Below are 22,005 nucleotides of genomic sequence, written 5' to 3' on the forward strand. Positions count from 1 at the left end.
CTGAATTGGGAGGAGTCATCTTCTGGCATTTTTTTGCGGAGCGGCTCCAGTGGATTCACGCACGACCAGCTTTGGGGTGAAGTAGCAGCCAGTATTGCTTTTCTGCTTAGTTGATTTTGCGCCATTCTTTTCTTTTATGCCCTTTTCCTCACAGCTCTTGAAGTGAATACGCTCCAGGGCCAGTTCCGCTGCGCGCTGGGCGATTTCCTCGTTAGGCTGGTGAGCGGTGGTGAGTTTTGGCCATGTTTGGCGTGAAAAAGGGCTATCCTCAAAACCGGCAATAGACAGCTGTTCTGGAACGTCAATATTGAGCATGCGTGCCGCAAACAGTGCGCCAGCGGCAATCTCATCATTGCCGGCAAAAATTGCTGTCGGCGGTTCGGCAGACTGCAACAGCTTAGTGGCACTTTTTACGCCGGAATCAAAAGAGTATTCCCCCTGTTCAACTAGCTGCTCATCGAAAGGTAATCCAGCATTTTGGAGGGCCTTCTTGTAGCCCTCCAGGCGTCCCTGGGTGGAAAAGTGCTCAGTACCCCCGCTTAGGTAAGCAACGCGTTTGTGCCCAAAATCCAGCAGGTGTTGCGTGATTGCAAAAGCGGCGGCGGTGTCATCGATCAGGATGCAATTACTTTCCGCCACTTTGTGGCCGTGAGATGAGACAATACGTACAAACTCTACATCCATAGCTTTGAGCGTATTGATTACCTCCTGGCTTTCTGAAAATGGGGGGGTTAGCACCAGTCCCGCGACTCTGCTCTGCTCCACCAGGCGGCGCAACTCCTCATGAATGGTACTGGATTGGGCATTGCTGGGGTGTATCAGCAATTCGTAGCCCTGTGCCCGACACGCATCGAGTATGCCATTTTGCATATCGATGACGTAGTAAGCGTTGGGATTATCGTAGATAAAACCGATTGAGTAAGAGTGTGTTCCGGCCAGGTTGCGTGCAGCCAGATTGGGGCGGTAATTCAGTGCTTCCACCACCTCGAGAACCCGCGCTCTGGTGCTTGAGCGAACTGAGGGTTCATTGTTTATGACCCGTGAGACGGTCTTTATCGATACGCCGGCTCGCTCCGCCACGTCATTGATAGTGACTTTCATTGATATCGATCCTTCCTGCGGGAACTCTCCCTTGAGACTGCCTGGTTACTAGTTTGGCAGTAGTTGGCCCTCTGCCTCCACCAGGCAAAGATTCTAGCAGTGCCTTACCGTCATTCACCGTTCAGGTGTCAGAGCCTTTTTTGGCTCACTCTGTGAATACCTTTAGTTTGTGTAAATTTCTTACAGTTTGACTGCTGTGTCGATAGTAGCGACTTTGATTAACTCGCCGTTACTCCCTTTAAGATTGGTATTTTAGAGGTGTATGACGCCATTTTTAATGTACTTAGCTCTTTCTCCTGAATTCTATGTGTGAGTACTTGAATTTTTTTGTAGTTTTACTACATAATTGGCGCAAATTAAGGTTGGGCTGCCTTTAAGTGGGTTTTGGAGGTTCGCTGGGCGTTAAAAGCTTCTACCCCGGAACAGGGGAGGAGGTGGCTGCCACATAGCCCAACTAACATGCGAGCTGGCCAAGCTGAATATTGCAGGCTGTGGAGTTTTGGTCGGAAAGTGGATGGTTTTCAGTAAAACGGTGCTCTTAGAGGCTAGGAACTGGTCTCTTAGTTACAAACCTATTTTTTTTATGAAATAAATTTTTAATCTTTATCGCAGTGGCGCAAATAGATTTTTTTACTTTTAGCGCTGTTGCCGGGTGATAGATCTGCAGCCGCACTACAACCGAATAGTTGGGATGGGACTCCCTCAATTGGACTGCTTATTCAAGGATGGATGTTTAGCGGTGGTTGAAATATCGCCGGAGTACGACCTGGGCTAATTGGGCCTTTGTCGGTGTTAAAGCAAAATTAATACGGAATAGTCATGGTTCACAGCAAGGTTCAGGCAGTTACCGATCGCATAACCCGGCGGAGCGAGGAAACCCGTGCCCAATATTTGGCACAGGTTGAAAAAGCGCATATTGAGGGCCGGGCGGCTGCGCACCTGTCGTGTGGCAATTTGGCCCATGCAATTGCGGCCTCTCCAGAAAAGGAAAAGCAGCTTATCGCCTCAGGGCGAGGCCCTAATCTGGGGATTGTAACCGCCTATAACGATATGCTTTCAGCGCACCAGCCCTACGGTACCTATCCCGCACGCCTCAAAGAAGCAGCGGCTCGTCATGGTGCCACTGCCCAGGTAGCAGGGGGGGTGCCCGCCATGTGTGATGGTGTCACCCAGGGGCGCCCGGGTATGGAGCTGAGCCTTTTTTCCCGCGATGTGATTGCCATGTCCACAGCCGTAGCCCTGTCCCATGATGTATTTGAGGGCGCTATGTTCCTCGGCATTTGTGACAAGATTGTGCCCGGCCTGGTGATAGGTGCCCTGGCCTTCGGTCACTTGCCATCCATTTTTATTCCTGCAGGCCCAATGCCTACGGGGCTTTCCAATGCAGAAAAAGTTCGAGTGCGTCAGCTCTATGCTGAGGGCAAGGTTGGTCGTGAAGAATTACTGGAAGCGGAGAGCGCCTCTTATCACAGTGCTGGTACTTGTACTTTCTATGGCACCGCCAACAGCAATCAGATGCTAGTGGAAATTATGGGGCTGCAGTTACCAGGCAGTTCTTTTGTTAATCCGGGGACTGGTCTGCGTGATGCCCTGAATGAAGCCGCGGTGGCGCAGCTAGCCCAAATTACTGAGCCCAGCCAGCACACACCAATCGCTAAAATTCTTACCGAAAAGGCTTTTGTAAATGGTGTAGTTGGCCTTCTGGCTACAGGCGGCTCTACCAATCATACCTTACACCTAGTAGCTATGGCCCGCGCCGCAGGTATTCAGCTGACCTGGCAGGATATGGCAGATCTCTCTGAAGTGGTGCCCTTGCTGTGTCATGTTTATCCGAATGGCAGTGCTGATATCAACCACTTTGCTGCGGCTGGTGGTATGCAATTCCTGATTCGTGAGCTGCTCTCCGCGGGGCTCCTGCACGGCGATGTACACACAGTACTGGGCGACACCGGACTCAAACCCTATTGCAATGACCCCTTCTTTAACGATGCGGGTGATGGTGTGGTATGGCGTCCAACTGCGGAAGAGAGTGGCGATACTTCCGTTATTCGCCCGGTTAGTGATCCTTTCTCTCACCACGGTGGCCTGCAGTTGCTCGAGGGTAATCTGGGACGCAGCGTGATTAAGGTATCGGCGATTAAGCCGCAGCACCTCAAAGTCAAAGCCCCCGCAATTGTCCTGCATAACCAGGATGAACTGTTGGAGAGGTTCAAAGCAGGTGAGTTGGAACGGGATTTTGTTGCGGTTGTGCGCTTTCAGGGCCCTCAGGCTAATGGCATGCCGGAATTGCACAAATTAACTCCGACTTTGGGGGTGTTGCAAGACCGCGGTTTTAAAGTAGCACTTGTTACCGATGGGCGCATGTCAGGAGCTTCGGGGAAAGTACCTGCAGCTATTCATATGTCACCAGAAGCGGTTGAAGGTGGCCCCATCGCCAAGGTACGCGATGGCGATATTATCGAGCTGAATTCGGAGGCTGGTGTTCTGCAGGTACATGTGGATGAAGCGGAATTTGCCGCACGTGAAGCTGCACAGTGTGATCTGTCTGAAAATGCACGGGGCATGGGTCGAGAACTCTTTGCCAATATGCGCGCGATCGCCAGTGGTGCAGAGAGCGGTGCCAGTATTCTTTACTAATTAACGCGGTGCTTATTGGCACTGCAGAAATACGAGCTTAGAGCGAAATTTATGCTTAACCCTTTTGATATGGTGTTGTTTGGTGGCGGTGGCGATCTTGCGTTGCGCAAGTTAATACCAGCCCTGTACCGCGCATACAGGGAGGGCAGCCTGGTGAATGGTTGCCGTGTTCTTCCCGTATGTCGCCGCCGGGAAGATGCCGATCAATATTTAACGACTGCTCACCAAGCGCTAAAGCAGTACTTGCGTGAAGGTGAGTACAGTGATTCCAGTTGGGATGGCTTTAGCCAACTGCTGCGTCCAATAGCATTGGATATCGCTGTTCCCAATGAGCAGTGGGAGCATCTGGCAGATATTCTCGGTACAGATCCCGAGCGGGTACGTATTTTTTACCTGGCAATTCCTCCTGCGGTATTTGGTCCCTGCTGTGAAAACCTCTCTATCAAGGGATTGATTAGCAAAAACTCCCGAGTAGTTGTTGAGAAACCCTTGGGTTATAACGCGCAGACCTCTGACGAAATTAATAGCAAGATTGCCAGTTACTTCCCGGAAAATAATATTTTCCGCATTGACCACTACCTGGGTAAGGAAACTGTACAAAACCTGCTGGCGCTGCGTTTCAGCAATGTACTGTTTGAGCACTTGTGGGATGCCAAGAGCATTGATCATATCCAGATTAGTATTTCTGAAACCGTTGGTCTCGAAGGTCGCGCCGGTTTTTATGACGAAACCGGAGCCTTACGCGATATGGTGCAAAACCACCTGTTGCAGTTGTTGTGCCTGATTGCAATGGAATCGCCTAATACCATGTCCGCAAAAAATATCCGTGCGGAAAAAATTAAAGTGCTGGAAGCTTTGCGCCCACTTACCGGATTGGAAGTGGACAAAAATGTAGTTCGTGGACAGTACATAGCTGGTGACATTGATGGACAGCAAGTGCCTGGATATCTGGATGAACTGGAAGGCGGTGTCAGTTCCACGGAAACATTTGTCGCAATCCAGGCGCATATCGATAGTTGGCGTTGGGCTGGCGTGCCTTTCTATTTGCGGACTGGCAAGCGTATGGAAAAACGTTGTGCAGAAATTGTGGTGCAGTACAAAAACGTATCCCACCACGTCTATGACGAAAGCGCCGGCAAAGTTATTCCCAATCGCCTGGTTATTCGCCTGCAGCCCGAAGAGAGCATCAAGTTGGTGCTAATGGCCAAGAAAATGGACAGCCTTACTACTGAACTACAGCCAGCGGAACTGAATTTAACTCTTTCGGATACTTACGACAGCTTCCACAGCGATGCCTACAAACGTTTGATGCTGGATGCAGCGGCGAATAATTCGGCTCTGTTTATTCACCGTGATGAAGTGGCAGCAGCCTGGGCTTGGGTCGATCCAATTATTGAACACTGGCGAGAGACTAATAACCAGCCAAAAGATTATATCGCTGGTAGCTGGGGTCCGAAGGAATCTAGTGAATTACTGGCCCGTAGTGGCCGTCACTGGTTTAACGCCAAGTAATGATTATGGGGTATGACTGGCTAAATGCGGGCATGTCTCCTCTAAAAAATGGAAATCTCCATGGCTGAAGAAAAATTTTACTCAGATCGAGAACGCCTGGTGCAGGCACTGGTTCACGACTGCGCCAGTGAGCTGCAAAAAGGTATAAAAGATCGAGGGCAGGCCACATTTCTGGTTTCTGGTGGTAGTACTCCTGAACCGGTTTATCGGGAGCTTTCCAAGCGCCCTTTGCCCTGGTCAAAGATAACCGCCGCCCTGGTAGATGAACGCTGGGTAGATAAATCCCACAGTGGTAGTAACCAAGCATTTATTGAAAACAGTTTAATTCAAAATAATGCGGCGGAAGCCACTTTGTTGGGCATGAAGAATCTACATGCCACTGCTGCTCAGGGTGAGGCTGATTGCGAGCGCGCTTATGCCGAGCTGTGGCGCCCTTTCGATATTTGCATTCTGGGAATGGGTAGTGATGGTCATACCGCCTCACTATTTCCCCATGCACAAGGTCTTGAGGATGCTTTGAGTCCAGATTCTGAAAAATTATGCAGTGCAATTACCGCTAAGCAGAGTGAGGTTACCGGTACAAATACCGAGCGCATGACATTGACTTTGAGTGCAATTTTACAGGCTAAAAATATCAAACTGCTAATTACTGGTGAAGAAAAACTCAAAGTTTATCGTGAGGCTTTACTAGGCAGTGATGAGATGGAAATGCCGGTGCGCAGTATCCTCAAACAGGGGCTGAAACCAGTCACTGTCTATTGGGCACCTTAACGAACGATTGGAATTGATTGATGCAGAAGAATATCGCCGACATTTTGCAGGCTGCTGGCGTTGTCCCAGTGCTGGTTATAGAACAGGTTGAAGATGCTCTACCTTTAGCTACGGCACTGCTTGAAGGTGGTTTGAATGTTCTTGAGGTGACTTTGCGCACAGAGGCTGCGCTTGGTGCTGTGGAGCAAATTGCCAAGCATTTACCAGAGGCACATGTGGGGACAGGCACTGTATTAAATAGCGATGACCTGCGTCGATCCACTGATGCCGGAGCCGGTTTTATGGTTAGCCCCGGAGCTACAGAGCAATTGCTGTCCGCGGCTGATGGTAGCGATGTGCCGTTGTTGCCTGGCGCAGCCAGTGCATCCGAGGTAATGCGCCTTTTTGAACGCGGCTATAGGTACCAGAAATTTTTCCCGGCCCAGGCCGCCGGCGGTGTGCCCATGTTGAAATCTCTCGCGGGGCCACTGGCTGAAGTCCGATTCTGCCCAACCGGAGGAGTTAGCCCGGATAATGCAGCGGACTATCTGGCCCTGAATAATGTGGTTTGTGTGGGGGGGTCCTGGATGGCATCCAGTAGCCTGGTACGCGAGAAGAACTGGGCTGAGATTACCCGCCTGTCAAAGCAGGCTGCGACATTGAAGTCTTGACCTAGCACTGACCTGGACTGGTGCTAGCTCCTGAAGAAATGATTTTTTTATTTGCAGGAGTGATCGTCCAGCAAGTTATGGATGGCTTGTTACATTTCCGAGTTAATTGTCACAAACGTTCGGTAAGGTGCATCCGTTGATGGGTGCAGCATGGAAAACCAGAAGCTAATAAACAGGGTAAAGCCAGATGAAAATTAAAATTGCAATCAATGGTTACGGCCGTATCGGCCGCAACGTCACCCGAGCCATCTACGAGTCCGATTATAGTGATCGTATTCAACTGGTTGCGATTAACGACCTCGCCCCGGTGGCATCCAATGCGCACCTGACCCGATTTGATACCATCCACGGCCGCTTTGGCACGGATGTGAAAGTAGATGGTGATGCACTGGTAGTTGGTGGTGATCGAGTGCAGGTGTGCCAGGAGCGAGATCCGGCCAAGTTGCCTTGGAAAAAACTCGGAGTGGATTTGGTGCTGGAGTGTACTGGCCGCTTCACCGATAAAGCCTCCGCTTCTGCACACCTCGAAGCAGGCGCCTCTGCGGTGCTCATCTCTGCGCCGTCAAAGGATGCTGACCTCACTGTTGTTTACGGAGTTAATGACGCCAACCTGACCGCAGATCACCGCGTGGTTTCCAATGCATCCTGTACTACTAACTGTCTGGCGCCAGTGGCCCAGGCGTTGCACCGCGAGCTCGGTATAGAGCGCGGCGTAATGACTACGGTACACGCCTATACCAATGACCAGAACACCCAGGATGCTGTCCACGCTGATATTTATCGGGCGAGGGCTGCAGCTGACAATATGATTCCTACCAAGACCGGTGCAGCCGCCGCTGTTGGCCTGGTGCTACCTGAATTGAAAGGGCGCCTGGACGGTATGGCTGTAAGGGTTCCGGTAAGCAATGTTTCCCTGGTGGACTGCCAGTTTATTGCCGGTCGCGACACTACGGTCGAGGAGATCAATCGTATTATGCAGCAGGCAGCGGAAGCCAGTAATGGCGTCTTGACTTACTGTGACCAGCCACTGGTATCGGTAGACTTTAATCACACCAGTGCTTCCAGCCACTTCGATGCCAATCACACTCGTGTAAATGGCAATTTGGTGAAAGTGATGGCCTGGTATGACAACGAGTGGGGCTTCTCCCATCGTATGCTGGATACCAGTTTGGCCATGGCTGCGGCACTGCAATTGGACTTGCCTGTGGCCGAGTCGGCCTGATTCGATTGAGCGGAACGCCGGCTTAGTGCCGGAATATAGGTGCGGGATAACCCATAAATTCGTCTTGTACTTTAAGGGCTGGTAAAAACCATCAGGGAATAAGGTTGGCCAGTCCAAAGAACTTTTTTCAAACTGAATAGCTGACGGGACCATATGATTCGCCATACAAAAATTGTCGCCACCCTGGGACCCGGCACAGACAAACCCCACGTAATCGAGGAGATGATTCGTGCCGGGGTAAATATTGTGCGCCTGAATTTTTCCCACGGCTCCGCCGAAGACCACCGCCGCAGGGTGGAAGAGGTGCGCGAAGCCGCAACAGCACAGGGTAAAACTGTGGCTGTGCTGGGGGATTTGCAGGGACCCAAAATACGCATAGCGCGCTTTGCCAACGGTAGCGTTGACCTGGAAAATAATGACGAATTTACTTTGGATCTCGACTGTCCCCCCGAAGGTGGTGATGAGCACCGTGTTGGGGTTGATTATCCTAGCCTGATTAGTGATTGTGAGTCTGGCAATATCCTACTTCTGGACGATGGCAAGATCCGCCTTGAAGTAACTGGTACCACACCGAGTAAGCTTTATTGTCGGGTATTGCAAGGTGGCAAGTTATCTAACAACAAAGGCATCAATCTTCTTGGGGGTGGCCTTTCCGCACCGGCTTTGACAGAGAAAGATTACCGGGATATTGAGCTGGCCGCTGAGTTAGCGGTAGATTTTCTCGCGGTGAGTTTCCCTCGCTGTGCGGAAGATCTGGAAACTGCTCGCAAGGCTATGCAGGCAGCTGGCAGCCAGGCAGCGATAGTGGCCAAGGTGGAGCGCGCTGAGGCAGTTGCTGACAATGCGGAGATGGATGCATTGATTCTTGCATCCGATGCCATCATGGTCGCTCGAGGTGACCTCGGGGTTGAGATTGGCGATCCGGCCCTGGTGGGTGTACAAAAGAAATTGATCAATCGCGCTAATGCGCTCAATCGTGGCGTGATTACTGCGACTCAAATGATGGAGTCCATGATCACCAGCCCGACACCCACCCGCGCAGAAGTGATGGATGTTGCCAATGCAGTGTTGGATGGTACAGATGCTGTGATGCTCTCTGCTGAGACCGCTGCGGGTGATTACCCGGTGGCGGCAGTGGAATCCATGAGTGAGGTGATTGTGGGTGCTGAACAGTATCTTGGCAGTGTCCCATACACCCCTGAGGAGCATGGTGCCTCCGACCGTATTGACACGGTCATTGCCCAGGCTGCGATTGATGTCGCCTCTCGAGTGGAGAACCTCTGTGCCGTGGCTGCCCTGACAGAATCAGGGCGTACACCACGGATGATGTCACGGGCCAATACTCGCCTACCTATTTATGCAATGACACGACACCCGAATGTTGCGCGCCAATTGGTATTGTTACGTGGTGTTGAGCCCATCAGCTTTGATCCGGCGGCAGTTCCACTGGGGCATCTTACCGAGTCCATTATTGAAGTGCTCAGTTCGCGTATTGACCTACAGAAAGGGCAGAGAGTCTTGATCACCCAAGGTGAACGCTTGAATGTAGGTGGACACACCAGCTCCATGCGTATTAAAGAGATCGAGTAACCAATTATTCGGTGTAAGCCATCACCTGCCCTGAACCCAAGAGGGCTGGTGATGGTGCAGCAGTTGTTGATGTAATTTAATGGCTGTGACCTCAAAAAATTTTCCTGCGCTTTTTTATTCTTTTCTTATATTTTGGTTGTTATTTGCGCAAAAATATAAGACTACAGTTCCATATTGTTTCCTTATTTATTGATTTTTTGCTGTTCTAGGCAAATAAATATGTTTATTGCCTATTAAAAAACCACAGCATTTTCAGGGCTACTTATCTTGTGTATGGGTAATTCTGCGGCAGGGCTTTGCTGCTGAATTATATTTTCCAATAGAGCTCTTTCTGTAAATTATCTACGGTTGTTAACTCCGAAATAAAACAATTAAACTATTTTATTTGATTATTTCTTTTTTCCCTGGGTGTCAAACTGACTCCTTGGTTTGTCTTATTCGTGTAATAACACTTATCTATCCCAACCAGCCTATTTGCGGTAACCTGCTTCAACAGGTCGCAATTTCAGGTATCTCCTGCCAGTAGCTTTGGCCTCACCTCATCCTAGTGCCGGTGAATTAGAACTATTGGCGAGTAGAATTTCCATAAGCCAGAAAGGCGGTGATTTTCACTATTTAAGATTTCACAAATTGCGATTACCCTAATTCAATATGTTTTCTAGAGGTATTCAACCGTGCGGAAAACAGGGTTTTTGATTGCAAATTGAGCAAGTCAAAGGTGAATCCGGCTCTTTGAGTTGGTATTCCCAATGCCGAGACCAAAAATAAATCAAGACGATTTATTGGGTCAGGAAATGATAACTAGAGGCTGGCGCACAGCGGGCTTACGGCGTTTGAAGGATTATCCATGCAGCTAAGTGTCGAGAACAGGCAAGGCGTTCGTTATATGGTCAGAGTTGGTTGGGCATACCAGATGGGTATTCCCCTGAAGGTCAATGCCAGCCAGCTGTTGTCCATGTTTGATGATGCTGTAATCCAGGAGATTCACGAACACTTCTTTGGCATGAATGGTATCTCCTGTAATGCGCTGAGTGTCAGTATTCAATCAAGCCAGGCGGGCACTGTCTTCTTAGGGCCACTGAGTGAAGCGCCCGGCCATCTTTCCAGTCGAGAACAGGAAATTTACCTGGCCCTGATCCAAAATCGCCTGATTATTGAAGAAGCCCCGTTTGCAGCCACGGCGCTTGCTGATAAGCAGTCAGAGTTGATTGCCAAGATTCGCATGGGGCTGCAGCAGATTATTGCCCAAGAACGAGCTGAGGCAGCGCTGATCCAACAGCGTCACGAGCAGCGTTCCACCTTAGAGAAAGTGGGTGCCTATATTGATCGCGGTGCTACCGGCTTAGGCAATGCCGCTTGGGGCCTGGCGGTTTGGGGCAAGGACGTGATGGAAGTAGCTGCGCTAGTTAATCCCATGCGCCAGGCCAGGGAACTCAGCACGGCAACAGCAAACTACCTTTTGTACGATAAGAGCTTCGAGGAATCCGGCAAAGAGTACCTCTCTGCAGTGCATCGGGAAGCCGTTGATGTGCTTGGCTTTGATCCATCCAAGATCACCAAGCAGCAGCTGGAGCTGGCCCTCGAAGTGGCCCAGGTGATTTATGACGAGCCGGCACTACGCGATACGATTTTCCGTTTTGCTCAGGATTATGTAAAAGCCCAGCACAGCCTCGAAATCACCGAGATGGCCGGTGGTGGTGCATTCGAGATTATTCTTACTATCGTCTTGGCTGCAGTCACAGGTGGTGCCGGTGCTGTGGCATCCCTGGTTAAAAATGCCCGTCTGCTGAAGGCTTTCCGCGGTATTGGTGATTTGATGCTCGACTTCGCCAAGCTGAAAAAGCAACGTAATCTGCTTTCCAAAAAGCGAGGTGGTAATGCCAAGGGTAATGGAGCCAGCTTTTCCGACCTGAGCTCTTCCGATGCAGCCGCCCCATCCAATTCGAATGGCCCCTCTTCGAGCAGTTCGAGCTCCAGTGGCAGCTCCAGCAGCTCTGGTGCCAATAACAGTAACCAAAGCGGAAATAGCTCTGGTAATAACAGCAATAATTCTCAGGCTAGCGATAGCAGTAAGACCAGCCAATCCAGCGAAGCGGATAAAACCAATAGCCAAACCGGGAAAAACCATAACGGAGATAGCTCCCAATGTAATGGCAAGGCTTGCGAAGGCGGCGAACCTATTAACTTAAAAACGGGTGAAGAACGCCTTACTTTGGTCGATGCCGTACTGGATGGTCCACTGCCACTCACCGTGGCGCGCACCTACCGCAGCAGTAATTCCAAAGACTTCGGCCTGGGCCACGGCTGGACCCACACCCTGGGTGAAAAGCTGGTGTGGCGCCCGGGTAAAGCAGTGCAGTTCCACGATGCCGAAGGCAGGGTGATCAGTCTGCCTGCTCCAGGAGACAGCGGCCGCAGTCACAACGTAGTGGAGCAGTTAAGCCTCACCCGCATTAATGACGATCACTGGATAGTGACTCCTTACGGTGCTCCCAAAGGTGTACAAAAACACTTTAAAGCCACCGGAGATAAAGGCTCCCTCAAGCTTGCAGAAATCCGCGATGGCTACGGCAATTATTACCTGTTCCACTATGTCGACGAACGTCTGATCTGTATCGAAAGCAGCATCGGTGAAGCCCTGCATATCAGCCCGCCGCCAGGGCAGCCAAACAGCCAGCGTATTGGTGAGCTGAAAAAAGAAACCCGCGACGGCCGTATTAAAGTACTCGCAAATTATGAGTACAGTGGTGAAGGGGACCTGATCAAAGCCATCGACGCCGACGGACACAGCGAGCAGTACCAGTACCATCAGCACGTCATTAAGCAGCGCACCCTAAAAACCGGCTACCGCTTTCACTTTGAATGGGATGCCGAAGGCCCCTCCGCCCGCTGTGTGCGCCAGTGGGGCGATCCTATCGATGGGCAGGATACTTACAATTACCAGTTTGCCTGGGATGATGATGGCAAGGGCGTTACCGTTACCGACACCCGCGGCGGTAAAGAGCGCTACCGCTTTAATGACCGTGCCCTACCAATCTATCACCGCGACCCGGAAGGTGCAGAGACTCTCTATAGCTACAACGACCTGGGTCAGGTCACCCGGGTACAGCTGCCCAGCGACGATGGCAGCCTGCGCGAAGAAATTTACCAGTACGATAATCAGGGTCGCCTGATACAAAAGACCGATGCCGCCGGCAACAACCACCGTATCGAATACAACGGTGAAGGCCTGCCCGCAAAAGTTACCGACCCCGCCGGTAATAGCTGGCAACGGGAATACAACGAAAATGGCCAGATCGTTGCCAGCAAAGACCCCCTCGGCAACAGCACCCAATACGGCTATAACCCTGTTGGCTTAATCGGCAGCGTTACCGACCCTCTCGGCAATACCACCCGCTACCTTTGGAACCCCGAAGGCAATCTTGCCGCGATCAAAGATCCCATGGGCCGCGCCCAGCACTACCGCTACGACGGTGCTCGTCGCCTGGCTGAAGTGCAGCATGCTCCGGGCCAGATAACCCGCTATGAATACGATGCCCAGGACCGTATCCATGCGGTGACCACCCCAGACGGTGCCCGGACTCAATACAGCTATAACCCCCAAGGATTGCTTGCCGAAGTCATTGACTCTGAAGGCCGCAGTACCTGCTACGCTTACGACGGCCTCAGCCAGGTAAAGACCCGTACCAACCCGGACGGCAGCCGCCTGGAATATCACTATGATGGCGAACGCAACTTAATTGGCCTAGCCAATGAAAATGGCGAGCGCTACCAACTTAAATACGACCTCAATGAACGCCTGATTGAAGAAGTTGGCTTCGATGGCCGCGTTACCCGCTATGCCTATAACCGCGCCGGCCATCTGGTAAGCTCCAGAGCCGTAACCGACACAGACAGCGGCAAAGGCATCGACACCATCTTTGAGCGCGACCCCTTCGGCCGCCTATTGGAAGAAACCACCCCGGACGGAATTACCAACTTCCGCTACAATCGCAGCGGACAACTTATCGAAGCAGAAAATACCCACCGCAAACTGCGCTGGGAATACGATGCCAATGGCCGCGTTACCACCGACTGGCAGGGCAAAGATAAACTGAGCCACCAGTACGATGCCGCCGGCAACCGTATCGCCACCACACTACCCGATGGCGAGGTACTTAACTTTGCTTTTAACCCCGCCGGTCAATTCCAAAGCCTGCACCGCCGCCCCTTAGGCCGCGATACCGATCAGCTGATTACCAGTATCAGTCACGACGAACAGGGCAGGGAAAGCCAGCGCCAACACGGCAACGGACTGGAAAGCCAAAGAGACTACGATCCACAAGGCCGCCTGCACAAGCTGCGCCTGGGCAAAACCGGCAATGCAAACCAGAGCCCGGTGTCCGATCCCACCCAGGACACAAGCTCAATTCTGGAGCGCAGTTACCAGTACAACAAAGCCGGCCAGATCGCCAAGATCGAAGACAGCCTGCGCGGAACCCGCAGCTACCACTACGACGCCTTGGATCGCCTGACTCAGGTAGACGGCCCCAACCCTGAATATTTTGTGCACGACCCCGCACACAATATTCTCGCGGCCGGCAACTCAAAAGACGAAGCCAAACAGCAGGCCAGTGCCACCCAGGTCAAAGGCAACCGTTTAGCCTTCCGCGGTGATACCCACTACCGCTACGATATCCACGGCAACCGCATTGCCGAACTACGCGGTAAAGGGCAAAAACTGCAAACCCGCTACCACTACAACAGCCGCCAGCAGCTGGTACGTGTAGAAAAGCTCAAGGTAGAAAAGGGCACAGAACAGTTCCAACAGGTGATCCACTACCAATACGACCCCCTGGGCCGTCGTATTGGCAAAGTCACGAACAGCGAACTAACCGACTTCCTCTGGGATAGCGATGTTCTCCTGCAGGAAAGCAAAACGGACAACCAAACCAAACAGGATCTCAGTACCCGCACCTATTACTTCGAACCGGGCACCTTTAAACCGGTTGCTTTAAAGGAAAGTCAGCAAGATAAAGAGCAGGTCTATCACTACCATCTGGATCACCTGGGAACGCCTGATACCTTGACCAGTCAGGAAGGTGAAGTGGTCTGGAGCGTTGCCTACAAGAGCTATGGCAATATTGCCCTGGCCCATGAAAATCAGATAGAGCAGCCAATCCGCTTCCAAGGTCAGTACTTTGATGAAGAGACTGGGCTGCATTACAACCGGTTTAGGTACTATGATCCGCAGGTTGGGGAGTTTACTCAGCAGGATCCGATTGGGTTGTTGGGGGGGATTAATAATTATCAGTATGTGCCTAACCCAATAATATTTATTGACCCGTATGGCCTAAAAGCTAAGGATTGTGGAAATAACCCTAACGGCTACTCTACGAATGATGTTGATCAGCATGGGCGCCTAAGTCCAGGAAAAAATAGAGCTGAAGGCTATAAAAACACTAAAAATGATAATTTCGTACAGTCGCATCACCCAGTACAAGATAAATGGGCTCAAAAAAATGTCGAAGGCTACAACAGAAATGATGCACCTGCTGTTCTTTTAGAATCGGCATCAGGCAAACCACATGCGAAAATATCTGCATCTCAGCGAGCACGTCGCAGAACGATGAAAGTAGATGGTGTAGATCCATACTCAACTTCTATTGGTGAAGAGTTCAGCACCGGATATAGAGAGATGATTGATGCTGGAGTGCCTGAAAAAACGGCACAAAAAGCAATTAAAGACAGTTATAAATATTTTGATTCTTTAGGAGCTTTTGAATGATAGACCTAGATGCTCTAGATGATTTTGAATCTTTTGGTTCTGGTGTGTCTGAAACGCAACTTCAAAAACTGGAAGATGACTTGAAAATTAAACTTCCTGATGATTATGTGGCGCTAATGAGGAGGACAGATGGATTTGCGCTTGGTAATGGTCTTACTATTTATAGGTCTGAAGATCTCGTAGAGAGAAACGAAACTTTTGAGGTGTTCGAATATGCCCCAGGATATCTTGCTATTGGAGATGATAGTGGAGGGCTTTCTATCTTAATTAGCCTGTCAAATGGAAAGGTGTATTCAGTTGATCAAGGAAGCATGGATGAGGACGATATGGAGATACTGGGGAACAGTCTGTTTGAATGGCTTTCTGCTGGGGGATTGTTGGCAGAAAGTTAGTTTATTAAATTAGGTACGATTCATGCCGATTTTGGGACACCCAATGATTGTAAGGATAGAGAAACGTAATTCGGGACACCCATTGATTGGGAGGAGCGTCCGCCCTCAACCTTCGACGCTAGGCCCTACGCAGGTAAAAATGACGCGCTGTCGCCTTGCTTTCGTTTTAGCTTCGAACAAGAGCTGACAGTCTGCGTAGCTTGGCGGGAGTCTGTGCAAGCTCCACGCCAGACGCCATTGCCCTTTCCTAGCCATGCCTCTCCAGGCGCGCAAAAAACGCATACCTCCCCTATGAAGGGCTGACAGGTTATCAGAGGTACCTTACTTGCGAGGTCAGAATAAATCAAAAATTTTTATGCAGATTCCTTGGGATATTGGAGGAGTTGAAGTTGTATCCGAATCTCCAATTGATGGGAAGTAGCCTTGAATAAAAAGCTACAGAGATTGGTAGCTCTTCTCGAAAATAGGAGATGTTTTGGTTGCTGAAGGCGAATTGAACTGGATAAACGGAATTGGCTTTATTGTTAGGAAAATAGATTCTCAGAATTGAGGTTGTGTCGAGCACATAAAGAAAGTGAAATTTTTGAGTCTATGTATGCTGGTTACGGAGGTTTTTGAGAATTTATGATTTGGTGAGAGTATTTTCATGGGCGTAAAAAAGTGAATCAGTATTTTGAGAGTTTGATAGATGCAGTTTAGATTATTCTCCATCCATGACGTTTTTTGCTCAAATTCTAGAAGATTGAGCAATTTAATATTATTCTTTAAGCTGGAATTTTTTATATAGGATCATAATGGAGGTTTATTTGGGTGGTGCTTTCTCAAAATCTTTAGGTTAACTATTTTTTATTCTTCTAAAACCTCATATCTATTAACATGGTAGGGTAGTTAAAATAAAAAAGTGCTGTTAGTGTTGCCAATCCAGATTCTGGAAAAAATATATTTAATGTGTGCTCATTTTTTTGAGTTTAAGGCTTAATAAAGTTATAACGTAAAGGGGGCAATTGTGAGATGCGACCTATATGCATCTTTAGTGGTAGCTCGGAAAGAGGGTATAAACCAGAGGCAGCTGGACTATAAGAATTCTGAGTAGTATTGTAAAACATACTGAAGGCTAAACAAATTTAGCAGTTTCGATTCCACCCCTAAAAGGTACCAGGATCATAGTGTTGGACAAAAGACTGGATAATGTTCAGCTTCATTTGGTGAAGGTGTAGTCCAGTCCTGCTCCCTGATGGTTGAACTCTAGTAATATTTAGAGAGAGTATGCAAAAACTATAATCAACTTAGAATAGCTTAGTGTTATCCGGTCTGGGTTGAGCATTTCCTATTGGCAGACTCTTTTATTAAACGGTTTCTATTGGTCAGTTCTAGTTTTTTTGGATACGCTTGTAAATTTCCTCGCGATGAACAGGTAAAGATTTGGGAGCTTGTATTCCTATCTTCACTTGGTTACCTCTAATCTCCAATACTGTGATTGAGACATTAGCCCCAATCCTTAGGTTTTCGCCGGTCCTGCGCTTCAAGATCAACATATTCGTTTCCTATTTAAACTCTAACCATGGGTAGACCTTCCGGGATGAGAAGGCTTGGAAAGTAATGCTGGCAGGAAAGGAAGGGTGGGGCACGAGAACGGTAGGCGTGAAATAAGAAAAGGCGGACGCTACGCTCCCAGAGCTTGGAAAATCGCTCCAAGCTACTGAATGTGTTCGCCTTTATTGAAGACGAGCAGGTTTCTAGCGTACTATGCATATAGCCACTTTGATAGGTAGGTTATCAATTTGGTTAGCTGGCCCCTGGTGTTGGTAGCACCTTGGGTCAGCGCCTTTTATCTGTACTTACTTCACGCTAACGTTCTCCTTAGAGAAAATGGGTCATTTAAAAAGATCTTAGGTATCTTTAGTTATCTTTAGTTATTTGGGGGTATGAACTCATAGAGGCTTGTTCGAGTACGGCCCATATTGCTGATCAAATTCTATTGATTTTACGTAGTTTTGATGCTGAAAAAAACTTAATAAAATTGAATAAGATTATTTGGGCGCCTATTTTTATTCATGTCGTCTCTCGATTAGAAAATTTCTAAAACTCGCTACCGCTCCAGCACAACAAGCTGAACGGCCCTAGGATTGTTGGCTGTGTAAGTGATGGCCTAAATAACTGCTAAACCTTTCAGGTCCAATAATATATTAAGCGGTCCAGGCAATAATTAAATAACTTGCCATTCCATACATCACTAAAAGACTAACTCATAAATAAGCCACGCAAATTGTTGTTGCCTGTACGGTAGGTCAGTATGACCAGGTCTGGCTACGGCGAATCCAGGAAATGGTGGCAATTATGGAAGGAAAAGCCAATATGAATGGCAATACAAAGGCAGCAAAGGAGTAAGTATTTTCTGTTAAATTACGATGAGCATTATGGTCTCTCTCTAGCTCCTGCATTGCTAGTTCAGATGTATCCTTCTGGCTGAGACCACTTTCTTAGTATTCTTCCGGAGTAGCGTACATCTTGAATTTTACTCTGGTTATCTCTGTGGTTGTCATTAATAAGCTGTGATTCACGATTAAAATTAAAGCCGCACTAATGATAATGCATATCTGGGTTTTCGAATATATGCCAATTTCAATAGCATTTATATCAATAAAAAAGGTTAATTGGTGTAGAGCCGAGAAATACGGCAAAGGGGTAGGTGATGATAATTGCTGAGATTTTTGTTTGTTTGGAATTTGGCCCCACCTTTTAATTGCTCTTTTTGTTGGAGTTGCGGTGGCTCTTATATCTATGGTTGTTTAAATATTTTGTGTTGTATTCAAGGGTTGTATTTGTTTTGGGTATAGCTTGCCGATTTTAATAGGTCCCTTATTTTTGCTTTGAAAATAATTTCTCTTGAAACTATTTTTCCTGTCATTGGTGTATTTTTTATTTTCCTTTGTTGGTTGGGTTTTTTCCCGCTTTATGGGGGGGTGGTTTTTTATGTCGAACTTGCCGCCCTATAAAAGAAATTGATGTCATTATCACGCTTTTGAGATTTGGTACTATTGACATGAGTTGGTTTGAGAGTGGAAGGTGATCGGGCTGTCTGGGGTTATCAATTTAATAAAAAAAATTAAGGTTCCGGTTATGAGAAAAGCTAATCTTTCAACTTCAATAAAAGCTGCATTATCTTTGTGTTTGCTAATATCACCTGCTGTCGGTTTTGCTGAGAGTGATTCTTCGATTGAGCGTGCTAATGACAATGCTAAATTTAAACGTTGTGGCACTAATCATCCTTCTGTTCAGGAGGCTGCTTTGAAAGAGCAGCATTTTACTGCGCTGCGTGGACAGTCTCGTAATATAAGCAGTGGAGGTCATACACTACGTCCAGCTGGCTCTGTAACTATTGATGTGTACTTTCATGTTATTACTGATAACGCAAATAATGGTTCGCTACCCAGCAATGTAATTAATTCGCAAATGGCGGTGCTTAATGATGCTTATGCGAGTACACCATTTACTTTTAATCTGATTTCAACTTCAGTAACGGCCAATAATTCTTGGTATAACGTTGGTTATGGTTCCTCCGCAGAGCGCGCTATGAAAAGCTCATTGCGTGTTGGTGATGCGGGAGACCTGAATATCTATGTGGCTGATATCGGTGGTGGCCTACTTGGGTGGGCAACTTTCCCAAGTAGCTATTCCTCAGATCCACTGGATGATGGGGTAGTTATTTTAACCGGTTCTGTGCCTGGCGGCGATGCTGCGCCTTACAATGAGGGCGATACCCTTACACACGAGGTTGGCCACTGGTTAGGTTTGTATCATACCTTCCAGGGCGGCTGTGGTGGAAATGGGGATTATGTCTCTGATACTCCTGCAGAAAGGTCACCGGCTTATGGGTGCCCAGTAGGCAGGGATTCCTGTACAAGGGGACGCAACGCAGCCGGTCTTGATCCGATTACAAATTTTATGGATTACACGGACGATAGCTGCATGTACGAATTTACAGAGGGGCAGGCCACTCGCGCTGATGAGCAAAGCAGTACCTATCGCGGCCTATAATAATTTTTCGGGGGGATTATTCCCCCCGATACACTGACAATTATGAACAGCATCCGATTATTTATCCTATGTGCCTTGATATTGGTGAGTACGTCTAAGGTAACTGCCCAGAGGCTCGCTGTGCCAGGTTATGTCACTTGTGATAGAAATCAGTTGACTTCCTGGCAGGGAGAGGTGACAAAATTGGTGCGTGAAGGAAACAGTATTAAGGTATGGATTTCCACTGATTACGACACTAAAGAATCATTAGTGCTGACAATGCCTAGCTGGAAAGCACTTTTAGGGCAGTTCCGCCTACAAGGGAAAGAGTTTCTGGCGAGTGACTGGGGAAAAGTGACTGATCCACAAGCAGGACTTAGGCCTGGGGTTCGAGCAGTGATTTGGTTATGCGAGAATAAGGCCTATCCCGCTGTGATCAATTGGCAACCTCCACCAGAGTAGGCACCTGCATGTTTACTTTTTGATGTTTACTTTTTGTGTAGTTAAGATTTAAATAAAATTTTAGTGTCTCCTTAATTAATTCACGGAAACCTTTTATGATGATTAGTAATTCTTAAATCAAAGGTTGCAAGCCGTTGAAAAGTAATCCCTCGATAAGGTTCGGAAAGCTGGCCCTGTATCGAGAGATATTCTCGGAGCTTATGATTTTTTTGGTAGATTCAATTCCAGGGGTTCCCATCAATAAATCGATTTCTTCCACCGTAGAGCATTTTTGCATTTCCGTTTGCACGAAAATCAACGTCTCCCCTATAAATTAGTTCTCGATATGGGCTGCTGGAGCTAACGGCATAATCCTCAAGTTCAACGCCTTGCTTGAATATAAAAATAAACATATGAGTGGCACTATTTTTATATCTATCTTCTGAGAAAAAAAGAAGGGTGTGGGCATCGCTTGGGCTAAAGCACTGTGTTGAAGGCGTTAAATAAACTCCAGTTTTAGCAGACAGACCCCGGCGTGTCCTGTCTGGGGTTCCTTTAATAAATTTGTCTATCATTAAGATCTGATTAAACCCAGCTTGACTTGTGTAGTGAATATATATTGGGTTTCCCCCTTCGGATCCTCTATTCATAAGAACGTCTACTAAAGGCGAGGCTCCTCCAGTTGGATAAATTTTGTTTCCTATGGGATTGTTTGGCATGTTTATCTCCTTGTGTGATTTTTATATTTGGAAAGAAGATAAAATAACTGGATAGGGTAGTAAAGTTTGAGCTTAACTACTTTCAAAAAATTATTTTGACCAACAGAGGGTCCCTTGGTTAAGGGGTTAATATTTTTTAAACTTAGAACTGGCTCAGTTTTTTGGTATTCCCTGATCCAAGAACCCAGCATCGACACCAAACCAAAAGCTTCCATCTTTGTTGTCGAAATACATATATCGAATGTTTCCTCCACTGGGTACGGTAGTTTGGCTGACAAATTTTTGTGTTTCTATATCAAAAGCAAAGATGATGTTAGGAATATCGCCGGTGTCTGCTACCCATAGCCGGCCTTTGTTATCCATTGCGGTTCCGTAGGGGCGAGGGTTTTCAGTGGGGAGCTTCCACTCCTTGAATTCTTTTGTGCTGGGCGTATATCTGCCAAGATAGCCTTCTGGATAGTCTACGTACCAGATATTGTCGGAGGTATCGATTTCCAGCCTACGAGGCCGAGCGTTCGGCCGGGGAATTGAGATTTCGTTTACCGCCATGGTTTTAGGGTCTACCCAAGCTAATTTATTCGTACCAAATAGGGCAACCCAGGGGCGATTTTGTGAATCTACCTTGATTCCGTAAGGACGTGCGTTGGCCGTTTGAGGTGTGGCTATTTTCACTTCTCCACTATTGACATCCAATATGCCTATGCGGTTGCTCTGCTGGGCTGTAAACCAGATGTTGCCATCATGGTTGAAAACCAGTGTATGTGGATCATTTACGCCTTTAGGCATTGCGTATTGAGTGATTTTACCTGTCTCTGCATTCATACGCCCAATGTGAGCATTGCGGTTGCCTGCATACCAGATCATATCCTGTTTATCCACTATCAGATTATGAGGGTGTGTTCCTTCAGGAACCTCGAATTTTTTAAATTGCTGATCGGATGGGGTAAATCGACCGATATAGTTGCCGGCCTGCCCACAGAACCAAACTTGCTGTTTGTTATCCACATGGGGGTCTCTGGGCAGCCCCTGCCAGGGTACTTTCCACTCATTTAACTTGAGCCTGTCTGGCAGTTTATTTTCTTGTACCTCAGAAGTTAATGGAGTAGATAAGAAATAAATGGCGCAGATAGCGATTTTTAGTGACAGCGTATGAAGTTTTGGGTAGATATTCATATGCCAGTTCCAA

The 22,005-nt window shown here is 48.1% G+C and carries 15 protein-coding genes; 10 read left to right on the forward strand and 5 right to left on the reverse strand.

The annotated features are described in order from the left end of the window. Nucleotides 1-15: 15 nt before the first annotated feature. Nucleotides 16-1,101, reverse strand: a complete 1,086-nt coding sequence (locus G367_RS0107635; protein ID WP_020412527.1) for a LacI family DNA-binding transcriptional regulator — start codon at nucleotides 1,099-1,101, stop codon at nucleotides 16-18. An 819-nt stretch (nucleotides 1,102-1,920) separates the two neighbouring features. Here G367_RS0107635 and edd point away from each other — a divergent pair. The 8 genes from edd to G367_RS0107675 all read left to right on the forward strand — a co-directional run bounded on the left by edd (nucleotide 1,921) and on the right by G367_RS0107675 (nucleotide 15,642). Continuing rightward, nucleotides 1,921-3,738, forward strand: a complete 1,818-nt coding sequence (gene edd / locus G367_RS0107640; RefSeq protein ID WP_020412528.1) for a phosphogluconate dehydratase — start codon at nucleotides 1,921-1,923, stop codon at nucleotides 3,736-3,738. Nucleotides 3,739-3,789: 51 nt separating this feature from the next. After that, nucleotides 3,790-5,250 (forward strand): glucose-6-phosphate dehydrogenase, encoded by a 1,461-nt coding sequence (zwf, locus tag G367_RS0107645; RefSeq protein WP_020412529.1) that lies wholly within the window; start codon nucleotides 3,790-3,792, stop codon nucleotides 5,248-5,250. A gap of 60 nt (nucleotides 5,251-5,310) precedes the next feature. After that, a complete protein-coding gene (gene pgl, locus G367_RS0107650) occupies nucleotides 5,311-6,021 on the forward strand; it encodes a 6-phosphogluconolactonase (protein ID WP_020412530.1) in 711 nt (236 codons plus the stop codon). 20 nt (nucleotides 6,022-6,041) lie between these two features. Continuing rightward, nucleotides 6,042-6,671, forward strand: coding sequence for a bifunctional 4-hydroxy-2-oxoglutarate aldolase/2-dehydro-3-deoxy-phosphogluconate aldolase (locus G367_RS0107655; protein ID WP_020412531.1), 630 nt, complete (start codon nucleotides 6,042-6,044; stop codon nucleotides 6,669-6,671). Between the two features lie 187 nt (nucleotides 6,672-6,858). Continuing rightward, nucleotides 6,859-7,893 carry a type I glyceraldehyde-3-phosphate dehydrogenase gene (gap, locus tag G367_RS0107660; RefSeq protein ID WP_020412532.1) on the forward strand — a complete coding sequence of 345 codons (1,035 nt, stop codon included), beginning with the start codon at nucleotides 6,859-6,861 and terminating at the stop codon, nucleotides 7,891-7,893. 153 nt (nucleotides 7,894-8,046) lie between these two features. Further along, nucleotides 8,047-9,483 carry a pyruvate kinase gene (gene pyk / locus G367_RS0107665; protein ID WP_020412533.1) on the forward strand — a complete coding sequence of 479 codons (1,437 nt, stop codon included), beginning with the start codon at nucleotides 8,047-8,049 and terminating at the stop codon, nucleotides 9,481-9,483. An 847-nt stretch (nucleotides 9,484-10,330) separates the two neighbouring features. After that, nucleotides 10,331-15,250 carry an RHS repeat-associated core domain-containing protein gene (locus G367_RS0107670; RefSeq protein ID WP_157533412.1) on the forward strand — a complete coding sequence of 1,640 codons (4,920 nt, stop codon included), beginning with the start codon at nucleotides 10,331-10,333 and terminating at the stop codon, nucleotides 15,248-15,250. Further along, nucleotides 15,247-15,642, forward strand: coding sequence for an SMI1/KNR4 family protein (locus tag G367_RS0107675; RefSeq protein ID WP_020412535.1), 396 nt, complete (start codon nucleotides 15,247-15,249; stop codon nucleotides 15,640-15,642). The genes G367_RS0107670 and G367_RS0107675 overlap by 4 nt, the downstream gene beginning before the upstream one ends. Before the next feature lie 1,370 nt (nucleotides 15,643-17,012). Here G367_RS0107675 and csrA read toward each other — a convergent pair. Both csrA and G367_RS26615 read right to left on the reverse strand, forming a co-directional pair. Continuing rightward, nucleotides 17,013-17,177, reverse strand: a complete 165-nt coding sequence (csrA, locus tag G367_RS0107680) for a carbon storage regulator CsrA (protein ID WP_020412536.1) — start codon at nucleotides 17,175-17,177, stop codon at nucleotides 17,013-17,015. 1,500 nt (nucleotides 17,178-18,677) lie between these two features. Further along, nucleotides 18,678-18,902: a hypothetical protein gene (locus tag G367_RS26615; RefSeq protein ID WP_211214911.1), complete on the reverse strand. Its 225-nt coding sequence runs from the start codon at nucleotides 18,900-18,902 to the stop codon at nucleotides 18,678-18,680. 28 nt (nucleotides 18,903-18,930) lie between these two features. Here G367_RS26615 and G367_RS0107685 point away from each other — a divergent pair, with 28 nt between their 5' ends. Next, nucleotides 18,931-19,680 (forward strand): zinc metalloprotease, encoded by a 750-nt coding sequence (locus G367_RS0107685; RefSeq protein ID WP_211214912.1) that lies wholly within the window; start codon nucleotides 18,931-18,933, stop codon nucleotides 19,678-19,680. 42 nt (nucleotides 19,681-19,722) lie between these two features. Further along, nucleotides 19,723-20,121, forward strand: a complete 399-nt coding sequence (locus G367_RS0107690) for a hypothetical protein (protein ID WP_020412538.1) — start codon at nucleotides 19,723-19,725, stop codon at nucleotides 20,119-20,121. A gap of 218 nt (nucleotides 20,122-20,339) precedes the next feature. Here G367_RS0107690 and G367_RS0107695 read toward each other — a convergent pair whose 3' ends face one another. Together G367_RS0107695 and G367_RS0107700 are read right to left on the reverse strand one after the other, a co-directional pair. Continuing rightward, a complete protein-coding gene (locus G367_RS0107695; protein ID WP_020412539.1) occupies nucleotides 20,340-20,819 on the reverse strand; it encodes a hypothetical protein in 480 nt (159 codons plus the stop codon). A gap of 153 nt (nucleotides 20,820-20,972) precedes the next feature. Then, a complete protein-coding gene (locus G367_RS0107700; RefSeq protein ID WP_020412540.1) occupies nucleotides 20,973-21,992 on the reverse strand; it encodes a Vgb family protein in 1,020 nt (339 codons plus the stop codon). Nucleotides 21,993-22,005 lie beyond the last annotated feature (13 nt).

The organism is Microbulbifer variabilis ATCC 700307 (genome assembly GCF_000380565.1).
Classification (GTDB): Bacteria; Pseudomonadota; Gammaproteobacteria; order Pseudomonadales; family Cellvibrionaceae; genus Microbulbifer; species Microbulbifer variabilis.